Here is a 15,465-nt window from a genome sequence, read left to right on the forward strand (position 1 = left end):
TCGCGACCGCGCGCCGGGAGGCCGCGGCCACGACACGCCGCAGTGTTTCCATGCGAAGCGGCAAGTGCTTCGCCAGCAGAACGCGGAGCGGCGGACGCTTCGCGGGCACATGCTCCAGGGGCAGGCCTGATGTTCAAGAAAATCCTCATCGCCAACCGCGGCGAGATCGCGTTGCGCATCCTGCGCGCCTGCAAGGAGCTCGACATCGCCACGGTGGCGGTCCACTCCACCGCCGACGCGGACGCCATGCATGTGCGCCTCGCCGACGAGAGCGTGTGCATCGGCCCGCCGCCGGCCCGCGAGAGCTACCTCAACATTCCCTCCCTTCTCGCCGCCTGCGAGATCACCGGCGCCGACGCGGTGCATCCCGGCTACGGCTTCCTGGCGGAGAATGCCCGCTTCGCCGAGATCCTGGCCGATCACAACATCGGCTTCATCGGCCCCAAGGCGGAGCATATCCGCATCATGGGCGACAAGATCGAGGCCAAGAAGACCGCCCAGTCCCTCGGCATCCCGGTGGTGCCCGGTTCAGACGGCGGCATCCGCGACGATGAGGAGGCCCATCGCGTGGCCGCCGAGATCGGCTTTCCGGTGCTGGTGAAGGCCGCCGCCGGCGGCGGCGGGCGCGGCATGAAGGTGGCCCTGGCCAAGGAGGACCTGTCGCAGGCCCTCTCCACCGCCCGCATCGAGGCCAAGGCCGCCTTCGGCGACGATGCCGTCTATCTGGAAAAGTACCTGTCCACGCCGCGCCATATCGAAGTGCAGGTGCTGGGCGACGGCAAGGGCCACGCCATTCATCTCGGCGAGCGCGACTGTTCGTTGCAGCGCCGGCACCAGAAGGTGTGGGAGGAGGCGCCCTCGCCGGTGATCACCGCCGCGCAGCGGGCCGAGATCGGCGAAACCTGCGCCAAGGCCATGCGGGACCTGAAGTATCTGGGCGTCGGCACCATCGAGTTCCTGTATGAGGACGGGCGCTTCTATTTCATCGAGATGAACACCCGCATCCAGGTGGAGCATCCGGTGACCGAGATGATCACCGGCATCGACCTCATCAACGAGCAGATCCGCGTCGCCGCCGGGGAGCCGCTGACCCTCACCCAGAGTGACGTGGTGATCGACGGTCACGCCATCGAGTGCCGGGTGAATGCGGAGCATCCCGCCACCTTCCGCCCCTCGCCGGGCCGGATCACCCATTACCATGTGCCGGGCGGCCTGGGCGTGCGGGTGGATTCCAACGCCTACCAGGGCTATGTCATTCCCCCCACCTACGACAGCCTGGTGGGCAAGCTGATCGTGCACGGCCACACCCGCGACGAGTGCCTGCGCCGCCTGCGCCGCGCTCTCGACGAGTTCGTGGTGGACGGCATCGACACCACCCTGCCGCTGTTCCGGACCCTGGTGCGCACCCGGGACATCGCCGAAGGCCGGTATGACATCCATTGGCTGGAACATTTCCTGGCCGATGTGGCGAAGGCGCACGGCTGAGCCCGCGCCCGGCGCTTGCCGGACGGTGGGGCGGATGGCCGGGCCGCCGCCGGGGTCGCCGCAGGGCGACCCGGAGCGCCTGCCGCCGAGAGGGCTGTGACTGAGAGGCTTGCGGGCGTGGCGCCGGGCAATACATCGGCGCCGTCTCTTGGTCTTTCTCCCGCCCCTTGGGGAAGCGTTTGCTATTCGCCCAGCATTGGCCGCAAGACTTTCCGTTTAACATCTTGTTAGCTACGTGCGTTGTTTTCTGTGCCCAAGTTGGGGCGGGTCCCTTAGGTCAGCTTTCCCGAAGCTTGGCGGTCAAAGTTGTTGCGGCAGGGCCACAGTTGGCGATTGATTGCCGTTTCCCGGCGAAATGACGCCTGAAAAAGCCATTTACCTGATGCGTCTTCACCTGGGCGCAGCATAATGCAGCCGAGCATGCAGGCCTGGGAGTCGCTCCGGTTGCAGGCGGCGCGCAGGCGCCACGTTTGCGCCGCAGCGTGGACATGATAAAGGCAAGCATCCGGGGATGCCGGTTCCGCCCGCGACCGTACGGTCAGGTGTCGGCATCGTCGCGGGTCTAAGGTGCAAGGGCGCGTATCCACCGGCAGTTGAGCGTCGATTGCCGGCGGTCATTGCAGTCAGCAAGAGGGCCTGGGGGAATGGTGTTGAATTGGCTCCGCAAGTGCCGGCACACGTTCGGGGAAGCCGTTCGGCCCGCGCATGCGCTTCTGGTTCTGGCCATGGGCGCCGCGTTGGGTCTCGCCGGCTGCGAAACGCCGCGCAGCGGCCCGATGGCGAGCGACATCCAGCAGGACAACGAATATCCGCACGACTTCCCGTTCCGCCTCGTCCCCGTGGATGTGGCGGTCAGCGGCGTGCTGCTGCGGGTGCCTGACGACAGCTTCTCGACCCGTGGCTTCTTCCGCAGTGATCGCTCGCCGGGCGGGCCGGTGCTGGGGCCGGGCGACGTGCTCGCCATCACCGTGATGGAGCCGGCCTCGGGCGGCGTGTTCTCCGGCATCAACTCGCAGAGCGTCGGTGGCCAGTCGGCCGCGCTGGTGACGTTGCCCGAGATGTCGGTGGATGCCCAGGGCTCCATCAGTTTCCCGCTGGTGGGCACTGTGCATGTGGGCGGCCTCACCACCCGGCAGGTGGGCTCAAAGCTCGAGGAGGAGCTGAAGAGCCGCATCATCCAGCCGCAGGTGATCGTTCGCCTGGTGGGCAACCAGTCCAACAAGGTCATCATCGCTGGTGCCGTGAAATCGCCGGGCGAGTTCGACGTGACCGCCGCCGGTGAGACCCTGCTGCAGCTCGTGACCCGGGCCGGCGGGCCGACCGTGCCGCCGAGCGATGCGATCGTGGAGCTGACCCGCAACGGCTCCACCCGCTCCGTGCGTCTGCAGGCGCTCATCAACCAGCCCACGGCAGACGTGAAGCTGAAGGGCGGCGACTTCCTCAATTTGTCGGTCAAGCCGCGCATCTACATGATCATGGGCGCCGTGAACCGCACCACCGAGGCCGCGTTGCCGCCGGAAAAGGTGACGCTCGCCAACGCCCTGGCGCGCAACGGTGGCCTCATCGACACGCGCAGCGACGTGAAGGGTGTGTTCGTGCTGCGCTACGAGCCCAAGGCGGTGATCAACCAGCTGACGCCCGACCAGCCGGCGGAGAGCACCTACGTGCCGGTGGTCTACCAGTTCAACCTTGGCGCCACCTCGGGCTTCTTCCTGGCGGACAGCTTCGTGCTGCGGGACCGGGATATCGTCTACCTGTCCAACGCGCCGACCGTGGAACTGCAGAAGATCCTGGACGTGTTCCGCGTCGCGGTCTCGCCGGCCATCTCCGCTGTCTCGGTCGCCGGCAGCGTCAACAACTTCTGACCTTGAGAGGTCCCGCGCTTCAGGGCGCGGGACCTCGGCCGGCTGGGGCGGACCGCCGGCCAGGGATAGGTGTTGCCGAACCCGCTGCGATTCGTATATCCGGACGCATATGCCGATGGGGTCCATGCACCGCCCGGCACCGGAGCTTGTCCCGCGGGACGCGCAGCCCTCGCGAGGCCGGCTCCGGCTCGTTGCTTCAACGCGGTTTCGGACGCGCGGGCGCTTCCCGCTCTGGCTGAAATCGCCCTGAAATGCCGCCGAACGTCGGGGACTTCCATGATCATCATGTCGCGCAAGGTTTTCCTGCCCGCCCGGGCCAAGGCGGCCGTCACGGCACTGGCCTGGACGCTGGCCGCCGCGCTCGGCGGCGGAACGGCGCTCCAGGGGTCGGTGGCGCGGGCCGAAAGCCCGGCCGCGAGCGAGACGCGGTCCACCCATGACGACTGGGTGGTGCGCTGCAAGAAGGACGCCTCTCCCAAGGAGTGCGAGGCGGTTCAGACCCTCCAGACCCCGGATCTGAAGGGCGTGCTCGCGCATGTGGCGGTGCGGGCGCGGCAGGGCGGCGAAGTGCTGCTGGTGGTGCTGACGCCCCCGGGCGTGTGGCTTCCCGCCAATGTCACCTTCAAGGTGGGCGGCGTCCCCGACCTGACCTTGAGCTACAAGCGGTGCGGCCAATTCTGTGTCGCCAGCCTCGCGCTCACGCCGGAGAATCTGGCGGCGCTGAAGGCGAGTGCCGGCAAGGGCGAACTGACCTTCGAGACCGGCTCGCGCAATCCCGTGATCCTGCCCGTCTCCTTCAAGGGCCTGGGCGAGGCCATCGCCGCCAGCCTCAAGAGCTGAGGACGCACGTCGCGCCCGAACGGGTCGGCGGTGGGGCGAAGGGATGAGGGCGGCGGCGCGACCGCCGTTCGTGGGCCCGGCGTTGGCGAATATCGCCAATCGCGCCGGCTCCCGAGACGGGAGAGCGCGTTGCGCTGCGCATCCGATCGCAGCCGGCGCTGTCGCGGGGGCGCGGATTGGCCGGCTTTTTCGCGATCTCGCGGGCAGGGAAATGGTCGGCCGGCCGTCGGGTCCGGCATCGGCGGCAGCTTCCCGCGTGCTGGCGGCATGACGGGGTCTCAGGCCCCACGGCTGCGCAGGGAGGCCTCGGTCAGCCCGGCTATAAAGCGCTCTTTATTGGCCAGCAGGTCCTTCACCAGCAAGGTCCTTCACCAGCAAGGTCCTTCACCAGCAAGGTCTCGGGCTGGCAGGTCATGGGCCGTACCCGCGTTTCCGCGCGCCCAACGACATCGCGGCCGGGGAGGCCGCGGGATCTCGCGTGGATATCCGGCGACGGTGCCAGGAGTGACCGCGGACCTCGCGGGACGCAGGCGCGCGAAGTCCGCGGTCGGCCGCCGGTATTGCGCGGTCGCGCCCGGCATGCCTGAAGGGCGCCCCCTTCGATCGGCGGCGGGAACTGCGTTCACGACCGGTCCAAGGCGGCGGGGGCGGCCATCCGGGGGCTCGATGCCGCATGGGGCCTGCGGCTCCCGCCAAGCCCGCGCCGGCGAAGGCTGGGTGCCGGCCGGTCGGGGCGTCTGGCCTCACTCCGCGTACGGATTGTCCTTCTGCCTTAGGGTCAGGCGAATGGGGACGCCGGGCAGGTCGAAGGTCTCGCGCAGGGCGTTGGTGAGGTAGCGGATATAGCTTTCCGGCACGGCATCGGCCCGTGAGCAGAACAGCACGAAGGAGGGCGGCCGGGCCTTGGGCTGAGTCATGTAGCGCAGCTTCACCCGCCGCCCCGACACCGCCGGTGGCGGATGATTGTCTACCACCTGTTGCAGGAAGCGGTTCAGCGGATTGGTGGCGACCCGCTTGTTCCAGACCTTGTAGGTGGCGGAAATGGCCTCCACCAGCTTGTCGAGGCCGTGCCCGGTAAGGCCCGACAGGGCGACGATGGGCACACCCCTCACCTGCGGCAGCAGGCGGTCGGCCTCCTCGCGCAGGCGGGTGGCGAGGCCGCCGCGGGCGATGAGGTCGGACTTGTTGTAGCCGATCACCACCGCACGGCCCTCGCGCGTCACCAGGTCGGCGATGCGCAGGTCCTGCTCCTCGAACGGGCGGGTGGCATCGATGAGCACCACCACCACCTCCGCGAACTTCATGGCGCGCAGGGCGTCGGCGGCGGAGAGCTTCTCCAGCTTGTCCTCGATGCGGGCGCGCCGGCGCAGGCCGGCGGTGTCAAACACCTCCAGCCGGGTGCCACGAAACTCCACCTCGACGGCGATGGAATCGCGGGTGATGCCGGCCTCCGGGCCGGTCAGCAGGCGGTCGGCGCCCAGCAGGCGGTTGATGAGGGTGGACTTGCCGGCATTGGGCCGGCCCAGCACCGCCACCTTGATCGGCCGCTTTGGCTGTCCATCCTCGGCCACGGGCTCGTCTTCGTCCGCCTTCTGGGCCTCCAGGCTGGTCTGCTCCGGCAGGGCGGCGCAGATGGCGTCATAGAGGTCGGAGAGCCCTTCTCCATGCTCGGCGGAGAGCGGCACCGGGGTGCCGAGGCCGAGGGCGTAGGCCTCGATGGCGCCGGCCTCGCCGCCGCGCCCCTCGCTCTTGTTGGCCACCAGGATGGTCGGCTTGCCGGAGCGGCGCGCGAGGGCCGCGAAGGCCCGGTCGGTGGGGGTCAGCCCGACGCGGGCGTCGATGAGGAAGAGAATGGCGTCGGCGTCGCCGATGGCGGCCTCGGTCTGGGCGCGCATGCGGCCCTCGAGGCTGGCGGCGTCCGCCTCCTCCAGGCCGGCGGTGTCGACGATGCGGAAGGCGAGGTCGCCGAGCCGCGCGTCGCCCTCGCGGCGGTCACGGGTGACGCCGGGGCGGTCGTCCACCAACGCGAGCTTCTTGCCCACGAGGCGATTGAACAGGGTGGACTTGCCCACATTGGGCCGGCCGACGATGGCCAGGGAGAAGGTCATGGGATCGGCTCGTCGCCCGAAATGGAGGAGGGGAAGGCCCTGCGTCGCGCCTCAGCGCGACGCGTTCGCGCCCGAGGGCGGCGGATTGGGCAGGTCGATGGGGGCGTTGGCGTTGCTCGGCTGGCCGGGGCCGGTCGAGTAATCGACCCCGGGAACCCCCTGCGGGAACACCTGCTGGCGTGCGCCGGGCAGGGGTTTTTCCTTTTCCTCGAAGGGGTTCATCTTCTCAAGCGTTTCGCACCCGGCGGCCGCGAGGGCGAGGGACAGCCCGACGGCGACACGCAGCGAGCACAGCAGACGGCGGGACTGTCCCATAGGCGGCATCCTTACTGTACGGCGGCAGGGGCGGCGACGGCCGGGGCGGGCGGGGCGTCCGCGGGCGTGGCGGTCAGGCGGCGGATCAGCTCGGCGCGGGAGCGGACCCCGGCGGTGGCGCCGGCGTCCTCGGTGATCCGGGTGGCGGTGGCGTTGGCTGCGGCGCGGTCGCCGGCTTTCAGCTGGGCCACCGCGAGCATCTCGCGCGCCGGATTGCGCAGGGGACCGGTGCCGGCCGCCAGATCGCCCACGCGTCTGGACACGTCGGCGAGGTCCGATGTGTCGAGCAGGATCAGGCCGGCGCGCAGCCGCGCCATCTCGCGCACCAGGGCGTTGAGACCGCCATCGGCGGCGATGGCGTCGAAGGCGGCGACCCCGGCCGCCTTGTCGCGCGCGGCGGCGGCATTGGCGGCGTGGAACAAGGCGATGGCGCGGTAGCCCTGCGGCCCGCTCCGGGCGATTTCCTGGAACGCGGCCTCGGCCTCGGTGAACTTGCCGGCGGCGTTCAGGTCCACGGCGTCCTGGAGGGCGAGGCTGGCGGCGACCGCCTGCTGCTGGCGCCAATAGGAATAGCCGCTCCAGGCGGCGGCCCCGGCGACCGCCAGCACGACGGCGGCGATCAGCACGATGCCGTATCGGTCCCAGAGCTTGCGCATCCGCTCGCGACGGAGGTCTTCCTGGATCTCGTGGAAAATGTCGGTCATCAAAGGTCCGCAGATGCAAGGAACGGTCGGTCGGCACGGCAAGACGGGGACGGCGGGAAGGGCCGTCGCGCCGACTTCGGCCGCGTAACGTATCCATGCGGCCTCTTCGTGGCAAACCCGGCGTGGCCGCCTGTGGGCGAGGCTGCCGGTCGACCGGCGGAAGCGATGGTGTAAGGTCGGCCAACCGGGCGCCGGACGCCCCGGCAGGAGAACAGCCCATGGCCAGGCCGACGGAGGACCCGGGGCCGCGCGCGGCCCCGCCGTCGTTTGAATACCGGCTCAGCCGCACCCCCGTGGGGGTGGTGATGCTGGACGCCGATCTCGTCATCCGCGCGGTGAATCCGGTGGCGCTGCGGCTGCTGGCGCCGGCGGGGGCGCAGCTGATGGGCGCCGGCATTCTCGATCTCCATCCCGACGAGGCGCGCGAGAAGGTCGGCTGGCTGATCGCGCGGGCCGCCGCTGCGGCCGACGGCACCGCCTCGCTGGTGGTGACGACCGCCATGGGCAGCCTGGTGGCCAAGGTGAGTCGCCTCGACGGCGCCAATGGCGCAGCCGGCTATTGCATGATGATCCATGCCCTGGCCGACGCTCCGGTGATGGGCCGGGCCGAATCGGAGGCCGGAGAGGAGCGGGTGGAGGCGGTGCCGGTGGCGGCCGCCGCCGGGCAGGCGCTGTGCCCGCTGATGAAGCTGCCGCTCATGCGTGGCAAGGGCGCCGTCATCTCCCTCATCGACGTGGGCGAGGTGGTGTGCCTGGTGGCCCAGGGCCATTATGCCGAGGCGCGCACGCTCGCCTTCTCCGCCTTTTGTCCGCGCTCGCTCGCCGACCTGGAGCGGCGGCTCGATCCCGCCGCCTTCATCCGGGTCCACCGGCGCTACGTGGTGAACATCCGCCATGTGCGCGGGGCCGAGCGCGCCGATGGCGGCTGGCACCTGATCCTGGCCGACCGGGAGGCGACGCGGGTGCCGGTGAGCCGCGCCAAGGTGGAGGCCATGCGCCGGATGCTGGCGGTGTAATCCGCCGTTCGTGCAGCGGGAGTGCCGCTCGTGCGCGCCGCTCGTGAGCCGTTCCCGCATCGTTGAGCGCCGGGGCGGGGGGCGACACGCTTCGGTCATGCGCGGCTTTCGCGCCTGATCCCGAAGGGTGTTCCATGGATTCATCCGTTTCCGCCGACTTCTCGCAGCTGCCGGGCGACCTCGACAATCCCGATCGCTATGTCACCTTCCGGGGCATCGATTTCGACGGCAATATGAGGCAGGTGCTGGGGCACCTGTTCCGCTACATCGACGATCCGGCTCACGGCAACGCTTTCTGGGCCCGCTTCAAGGCGCGGCTCGTGGCGGCGGAGAAGGGCGGCGCCGCTCTCTGCGACAAGCTGCTGCTGCTCCATTCCCATGTCTATTACATGGTCGATCTGTTCGAGGAGCAGGAGGACGAAGCCGCCCTTGCCGCGCTCAAGAAGCTGGAGGAGGAGTGCTTCTGAGCCGGGCTCAGGCGCCGGCGGTGAAGCCGGCTCGCTTCAGCCGCACGATGGCGAGGTCGAGGGCCGAGAGGAAGGCCGAGCGGTCGCGGGCGGAAAACGGCCGGGGGCCTCCGGTCACCGCTCCGGCCGAGCGCAGATCGTCCATCAGGTTGCGTGTGGCCAGGGCCATGCCGATGGAATCGGGCGTGAAGGGCTTGCCGGAGGGGGCGATCACGTCCGCCCCCGCCTTCACGCAGCGGGCGGCAAGCGGCACGTCGGCGGTGACCACCACATCGCCGCGTGTCACCCGGGCGGCGATGAAATCGTCGGCGGCATCGGGCCCGGCCGGCACCACCACGCGGTGAATGAGCGGGTGGGACGGCACCGCCAGCGGCATGTTCGCCACCACGTGGGTTTGAAGAGCATGCCGCAAGGCGACCTTGTAGGCCTCCTCCTTCACCGGGCAGGCGTCGGCGTCGAGATAGAGGGCGATGGGGGCGTCACGGGGGGTCATCCCCGGCACATGGCAGGGGCGGGGCGCCAGGGCAAGGGGCCGGGCAAAGCGAGCTTCCGAGCACGGGGGGGGCCGGGGCCCCGGCAAGGGCTCCCGATCGCGGAGCGGTCCGCCGGGCCCGGTGTCCGGGCGAGTGGCGCGCGGGGGTGTCCGGCCCGGCGGGCCGGCCATGGCATGCCGCTGCGTCATGGGCCGAAACGGGCGGTTGACGCGGGGCCCGGGTCGCGCCAAGCCTTTGCCCATGACTTCGCTCATCACCCGCGGCCGCCGCCGCCTCGAAGCCCTTCCCGTCATCGGCCGCCTCCTGGCCTCGGTGAGCCACATGGAGCGGATGACGCTGGCGACGCTGGGTTTTGCGGCCTGCGCGCTATACATCTTCGCCCGGATCGCCGACGAGGTGCTGGAAGGGCCGGCCGGCAGTCTCGACCGGGGCATCCTGCTGGCGCTGCGCGATCCCAACAATCTGTCCGATCCGCTCGGCCCGGTCTGGCTCGAGGAGATGATGCGCGATTTCACGGCGCTGGGCAGCACCGGGGTGCTGACCCTGCTCACGCTGGTGGTGCTGGTGTTTCTGCTGATGACGCAGAAGCGCCATGCGGCACTGCTGGTGGCGGTGTCGGTGGCCGGCGGCACGGCGCTGTCGCAGGTGATGAAATGGGGCTTCGACCGGCCGCGCCCGGACCTCGTGCCCCATGGCGCCGCCGTCTACACCCAGAGCTTCCCCAGCGGCCACGCCATGCTGTCGGCCATCGTCTATCTGACGCTTGGCGCGCTCCTGGCGCGCACCCAGGCCCGCACCCGGGTCAAGGTGTTCCTGGTCGGCACTGCCGCCGTGGTCACGGTGTGCGTGGGCGTCAGCCGCATCTATCTCGGCGTGCACTGGCCCACCGACGTGCTCGGCGGCTGGATGCTGGGCGCCGGCTGGGCGGCTCTGTGCTGGCTCGTCATGCTGTGGCTCCAGCGCAAGGGCGACGTCGAGCCCGAGCCCGGCCTGCCCACGCCCGACACGGCCAAGCCCAAGGCCTGAGGCAAGCCCAAGGCGGGGCAAGCTCAAGGCGGGGCAAGCTCAAGGCGGGGCAAGCTCAAGGCGGGGCAAGCTCAAGCGCCAAGCGGGCCGACATCCGCCGTCATGCCGCCCGCAGGCCGGTGGCGCGCGTGGAATTGGCTCGCAGCAGCCCTGTGGCCGCTGAGGTTCGTGGCGGCGGGGAGCGTCGCGCTGGACGCGGTCGCGGCGCACGGTGCAAGGGGGCGCAGGCGGCGCGATCGGTGCCGCCGTCCGGCGGGGAGGCCCCGCGGCAGGCTCACTTCTCCGGGCGGTAGCGGCCCTGGTCGATGCCGTGGCGGCGCAGCTTGTCGTAGAAGGTCTTGCGCGGAATGCCCAGGGCGCGGACGGCGGCCTGCACGTCACCCTGGGTGGCGGCCAGGGCGGCGCGGATCTCGGCGGCCTCGAACGCCTCCATCCGTTCCGGCAGGGAGGGGGCGTTCTCGGCCTCCGCCGGTGGCGGCGGCGCCTCCGGCGCCACATCGCCGGCGTCGCCGATGAGGCCGAGTGCCACCCGTTCGGCGTAATGGGCCAGCTCGCGCACATTGCCCGGCCAGTCGTGGGTGTCGAGGTGCCGGCGCGCGGTGGCGGTGAGGGGCGGCGGCTCGCGGCCGAAGCGCTTGGCCGCGCGGGCGAGGAAGTGGCCGAACAGCAACGGCACATCCTCCCGCCGTTCCCGGAGCGCCGGGATGCGGACACTGGCCACATGCAGCCGATAATAGAGATCTTCGCGGAAATCGCCCTTGCGCACCAGGTCGATGAGATCGACCTTGGAGGCGGCGACCACCCGCAGGTTCACCCGCCGCACCTCGTTGGTGCCGAGCGGGGCTACCTCGCGCGCCTCCAGCACGCGCAGGAGCTTGACCTGGAGCGCCGGGGACATGGCCTCGATCTCGTCCAGGAACAAGGTGCCGCCGCTGGCATGCTCGATGCGGCCGACCCGCTTCTTGACCGCGCCGGTGAAGGCGCCGGCCTCGTGGCCGAACAGCTCGCTCTCGATCATGCTTTCCGGCAGGGCGCCGCAATTCACCGCCACCAGCGGCCGGCCGGCGCGCCGGCTCCAGCGGTGCAGGGCATGGGCGACCACTTCCTTGCCGGCACCGGTCTCGCCCTCCACCAGCACGTCCACGTCGGCGTCGGCGAGCTGGCGCAGGGTCTGGCGCAGCCGCTCCATGGCCGGGGCGACGCCGATCAGCGGCTCTTCGGCGCTGACCGCCTCCGCACGATGCTTCAGCTCGCGATTCTCCAGCACCAGCCGCCGCTTTTCCAGGGCGTGGCGCACCGCGCCGAGCAGGCGGTCCATGGGGTAGGGCTTGGCGAGGAAGTCATAGGCGCCCTCGCGCATGGCATCCACCGCCATGGCGATGTCGCCATGGCCGGTGACCAAGATCACCGGAAGATCGCAGTCCATGCGCTTGAGGTGGCGGAACAGGGTGATGCCATCCATGCGCGGCATGCGCACGTCGCTCACCACCACGCCGGGAAAGCTCTCGTCCAGGTCGTCGAGGGCGGCCTCGGCGGAGGCGAAGGGTTTCACCTTCAGGCCGGCCAGCATCAGCGCCTGCACATTGGCGGCGCGCAGCACATCGTCGTCGTCGATGAAGGCGACATCCATCAGGCAGCCTCCGGCAGGGTGATGATGAAGCGGGCGCCATCGGCATTCTCGGCGGCGAGGCTGCCGCCGAACTCGCGCAGGATGTCCTGGCAGATCACGAGGCCCAGGCCCAGCCCGTGCGGCTTGGTGGTGGTGAAGGGCAGGAACAGCGCCGCCATCACCTCCGGCGTCAGCCCCGGTCCGTTGTCGGCGATGGTGAGGGTGATGGCGCCGCCGGCGCGGGCGGCGAGGATGCGCAGCCGCCGGTCCGGCCGGTCCGCCAGGGCCTCGATGGCGTTCTGCAGCAGGTTCACCAGCACCTGTTCCAGCCGGCCGCGGTCAGCCCGCGCCACCAGGGTCTCGGGAATGTCCAGGGCCAGGGCGATGTTGTGCTCGCGCAGCCGGTAGCCCATCAGCCCCAGCACCCCCTTGACCGCCGCCGCCACCGGCACCGGGCCGATTTCGCGCGCCGGCTTGCGGGCGAAGGCGCGCAATTCCTGGGTGATGGCGCCGATGCGCTCGGTGAGGGCGGCGATGGTGCCGAGATTGTCGCCGGCGGCGTCGGGCTGGCCCTGCTCCAGGAAGGTGCGGGCATTGTCGGCGAAGACGCGGATGGCGGCCACCGGCTGGTTCACCTCATGGGCGATGGAGGCGGCGATCTGGCCGAGCATGGCGAGCTTGGTGGCCTGGGCCAATTCGTCCTGCAGCGCCTCCAGGGCGATGCGGGCGCGACGGCGCTCGACCATCTCGGCCTTGAGCTGCCCGTTGGCCGCCTTCAGTTCGGCGGTGCGGGTCTCCACCTGTTCCTCCAGCTCCCGCCGGGCCTCCCGCTGCCGCGCCTTTTCCCGTTGCCGCTGGGAGCGGCGGGCGACAAGCAGGCCGCCGGCGCCGAGCCCCACAATCCCCGCCAGCAGCGCCACCGAGCGGCCGGCGGTGGCGGCAAGGTTCACCGCCGGGGCGGTGGGCACCAGCACGTGCAGGGTCCAGCTGGTGGTGGGAACCTCCGCACGCGCCTCGACGAAGCTGCGCGGAGCGGCGGTGCCGGGCAGGCTGGCGCGCACCACATGGTCGCGGTCGGCGGCGGAATGGAAGGCGAGCGGCTCCAGCGGCGCATCGCCGAATTGCAGGCTGGCGCGGATGGCGGCCTTCTGGTCCTCGGCGATGGGCGCGAGGGCGCGGAAGCGCCACGCCGGCTCGCTGGTGACGAGCACGATGGAGCGGGTGTCGGTGACGAAGGTGGGGGTGGGCAGCGGCAGGCGCCGCCAGTCGCTCTCGATGTCGTCGAACTCGGCCTTCACCACCACCACCCCCAGCGGGCGCCCGTCTGCGGCGTCCACGCGCCGGGCCAGGTAGAGGCCGGGATGCAGGCTGACGGTGCCGAAGGCGAAATGCTCGGCGCTCCCCTCCGCCAGGGCGCGCTGGAAATACGGCCGGAAGCCATAGTCGGAGCCGACGAAGCTGAGCGGCGTGCCGGCATTGCTGGCGGAAATGCACAGGCCGGAATCGGTCATGAGATAGATGACGCCGGCCCGGGTGGCCGCGGCCAGGGTCTTGAACTTGGCATCCAGCGCGGCAATGGCGGAGGCATCGCCCTGTTCCAGCGCGGTGCGCACGTCGGGGTCCTGGGCCAGCACCACCGGCAGGGTGCGTTGCTTCTCGATCTCGCTGCGCAGGGCCGTCACCCGGATGTCGGCGGCGAAGGCGGCCTCGCCCTGGACCTTGGAGATGGCCCAGCGGTCGGCGCCGAAGACCGCGAGTCGGTCCAGCCCCACCAGCAGCAGCAGCCCGCCGGCGGCGAGCCCTAGCAGCGCCGGCAGCCGGCGGCGGGTGGGCCGGCCGATGCCGGCACCGGCCTCTTGCGAAAACTCGGACACCATGGGCCTCGCGCATGGGGTGATGTGCGGATTTTCGCACGACCTGACCTGCCCTTTGTGTGGCAGCTCGCACGGCCTGTCGAGCGCGCGGAGCGGAGGTGGGGATCGGTTAACGTCTTTTCAATGCTTTGCCGGCTGCGCGCCAGGCCGGCTCACGTGGCACGGGGCTTGCGCAAAGGCGCTGTCCGCGCGGTGCGCGTGCGGGCAGTGCACAACCCATTCGGTTCGACGCCGCCCGATTCAAGAGGCGCGACGAGGCCGGCAGAGGAAACGGTCCATGGCCCCCATGATCCCGGCTGCGGCGCCAGCGGCGCACGCGGCGCCCCGCAAGCTCCACCATCACCTGTATGTCCAGGTGCTTGTCGCCATTGGCGCGGGCATCCTGCTCGGCCATTTCTACCCGAGCCTCGGCGCCGACCTGAAGCCGCTGGGCGACGCCTTCATCAAGCTGGTGAAAATGGTCATCGCCCCGGTCATCTTCCTGACCGTGGTGATCGGCATCGCCGGCATGCGCGACCTCGGCAAGGTGGGGCGCGTGGCCGGCAAGGCCATGGCCTACTTCCTCACCTTCTCCACCCTGGCCCTCATCATCGGCCTGATTGTGGGCAACGTGATCCAGCCCGGCGCCGGCCTCAACATCAATCCGGCGACGCTCGACCACAAGGCGGTCGCCGACTACGCGGCCAAGGCCCATGATCAGACCCTGGTCGGCTTCCTGATGGGGGTCATCCCCAACACGCCCATCAGCGCGCTCGCCTCCGGCGACATTCTGCAGGTGCTGTTCTTCTCGGTGCTGTTCGGCATCGCGCTCGGCGCCATCGGCGAGCGGGGCGAGCCGCTGATGCATGTGCTGCAGTCGGCGGCGCAGGCCATGTTCAAGCTGGTGGCCATCCTGATGAAGGCGGCTCCCATCGGCGCCTTCGGCGCCATGGCCTTCACCATCGGCAAGTATGGCATCGGCTCGGTGGCCAATCTCGCCTTGCTGATCGCCACTTTCTACATCACGGCGCTGATCTTCGTGCTGGGCGTGCTCGGCGCGGTGGCGCGCTACAACGGCTTCTCCATCCTGGCGCTCATCCGCTACATCAAGGAAGAGCTGCTGCTGGTGCTCGGCACCTCGTCGTCGGAAGCGGCGCTGCCGAGCCTGATGGAGAAGATGGAGCGCGCCGGCTGCGGCAAGTCGGTGGTCGGCCTGGTCATTCCCACCGGCTATTCGTTCAACCTCGACGGCACCAACATCTACATGACCCTGGCCTCGCTGTTCATCGCGCAGGCGGTGGGCATCCACCTCTCGCTGTGGGACCAGATCCTGCTGCTGCTGGTGGCGATGCTGTCGTCCAAGGGGGCGGCGGGCATCACCGGGGCCGGCTTCATCACCCTGGCGGCCACCCTTTCCGTGGTGCCCTCGGTGCCGGTGGAGGGCATGGCGCTGATCCTCGGCATCGACCGTTTCATGTCCGAGTGCCGGGCGCTCACCAATTTCACCGGCAATGCGGTGGCCACCATCGTCGTCGCCCGCTGGGAGAACGACCTCGACACCGCGCAGCTCGACGCCGCTTTGCATGGCCGGGTGCAGGACACGGCGGACGTGCCGATCGACATGCCCACCCCGGCGCCCATCGACTGACCGGCGGCGCACACAAGAACGGCCGCCCCGCATCG

Annotated in this window: 13 protein-coding genes; 7 read left to right on the forward strand and 6 right to left on the reverse strand. The window is 70.2% G+C overall.

The annotated features are described in order from the left end of the window. Positions 1–129 precede the first annotated feature (129 nt). The 3 genes from accC (at position 130) to V5F53_RS01430 (ending at position 4,190) form a co-directional block, all read left to right on the forward strand. Entirely contained in the window at positions 130–1,485 is a 1,356-nt protein-coding gene (gene accC / locus V5F53_RS01420; RefSeq protein WP_393998016.1) for an acetyl-CoA carboxylase biotin carboxylase subunit, read from the forward strand. Between the two features lie 725 nt (positions 1,486–2,210). Then, entirely contained in the window at positions 2,211–3,350 is a 1,140-nt protein-coding gene (locus V5F53_RS01425; protein WP_509212795.1) for a polysaccharide biosynthesis/export family protein, read from the forward strand. A 285-nt stretch (positions 3,351–3,635) separates the two neighbouring features. Beyond that, entirely contained in the window at positions 3,636–4,190 is a 555-nt protein-coding gene (locus tag V5F53_RS01430; protein ID WP_509212797.1) for an invasion associated locus B family protein, read from the forward strand. A 743-nt stretch (positions 4,191–4,933) separates the two neighbouring features. Here V5F53_RS01430 and der read toward each other — a convergent pair. From der to V5F53_RS01445, 3 genes are read right to left on the reverse strand one after another with little or no spacing between them, the layout of a single operon-like run. Next, entirely contained in the window at positions 4,934–6,298 is a 1,365-nt protein-coding gene (gene der / locus V5F53_RS01435; protein WP_393998013.1) for a ribosome biogenesis GTPase Der, read from the reverse strand. 51 nt (positions 6,299–6,349) lie between these two features. Continuing rightward, positions 6,350–6,613, reverse strand: coding sequence for a hypothetical protein (locus V5F53_RS01440; protein ID WP_393998012.1), 264 nt, complete (start codon positions 6,611–6,613; stop codon positions 6,350–6,352). 11 nt (positions 6,614–6,624) lie between these two features. Further along, positions 6,625–7,317 carry a tetratricopeptide repeat protein gene (locus V5F53_RS01445; protein ID WP_393998011.1) on the reverse strand — a complete coding sequence of 231 codons (693 nt, stop codon included), beginning with the start codon at positions 7,315–7,317 and terminating at the stop codon, positions 6,625–6,627. A gap of 218 nt (positions 7,318–7,535) precedes the next feature. On the opposite strand from V5F53_RS01445, the gene V5F53_RS01450 reads away from it, so the two are divergent. Together V5F53_RS01450 and cowN are read left to right on the forward strand one after the other, a co-directional pair. Further along, positions 7,536–8,333, forward strand: a complete 798-nt coding sequence (locus tag V5F53_RS01450) for a PAS domain-containing transcriptional regulator (protein WP_393998010.1) — start codon at positions 7,536–7,538, stop codon at positions 8,331–8,333. A gap of 134 nt (positions 8,334–8,467) precedes the next feature. Further along, positions 8,468–8,800: a N(2)-fixation sustaining protein CowN gene (gene cowN / locus V5F53_RS01455; RefSeq protein WP_393998009.1), complete on the forward strand. Its 333-nt coding sequence runs from the start codon at positions 8,468–8,470 to the stop codon at positions 8,798–8,800. 7 nt (positions 8,801–8,807) lie between these two features. On the opposite strand, the gene V5F53_RS01460 is transcribed toward cowN, so the two are convergent. After that, positions 8,808–9,293 (reverse strand): YaiI/YqxD family protein, encoded by a 486-nt coding sequence (locus V5F53_RS01460; protein ID WP_393998008.1) that lies wholly within the window; start codon positions 9,291–9,293, stop codon positions 8,808–8,810. Between the two features lie 241 nt (positions 9,294–9,534). Between V5F53_RS01460 and V5F53_RS01465 the strand changes: the two genes are divergently transcribed. After that, positions 9,535–10,320, forward strand: coding sequence for a phosphatase PAP2 family protein (locus tag V5F53_RS01465; protein WP_393998007.1), 786 nt, complete (start codon positions 9,535–9,537; stop codon positions 10,318–10,320). A 274-nt stretch (positions 10,321–10,594) separates the two neighbouring features. Here the strand turns inward: V5F53_RS01465 and V5F53_RS01470 are convergent, their stop codons facing one another. Beyond that, positions 10,595–11,950: a sigma-54-dependent transcriptional regulator gene (locus V5F53_RS01470; protein ID WP_393998006.1), complete on the reverse strand. Its 1,356-nt coding sequence runs from the start codon at positions 11,948–11,950 to the stop codon at positions 10,595–10,597. After that, positions 11,950–13,806, reverse strand: a complete 1,857-nt coding sequence (locus V5F53_RS01475; protein ID WP_393998005.1) for a sensor histidine kinase — start codon at positions 13,804–13,806, stop codon at positions 11,950–11,952. The genes V5F53_RS01470 and V5F53_RS01475 overlap by 1 nt, the downstream gene beginning before the upstream one ends. 283 nt (positions 13,807–14,089) lie before the next feature. Here V5F53_RS01475 and V5F53_RS01480 point away from each other — a divergent pair, with 283 nt between their 5' ends. Further along, positions 14,090–15,430, forward strand: a complete 1,341-nt coding sequence (locus V5F53_RS01480; protein ID WP_393998080.1) for a dicarboxylate/amino acid:cation symporter — start codon at positions 14,090–14,092, stop codon at positions 15,428–15,430. The last annotated feature ends 35 nt before the right edge of the window (positions 15,431–15,465 follow it).

The sequence above is a fragment of the Xanthobacter cornucopiae genome (genome assembly GCF_043195065.2).
Classification (GTDB): Bacteria; Pseudomonadota; Alphaproteobacteria; order Rhizobiales; family Xanthobacteraceae; genus Xanthobacter.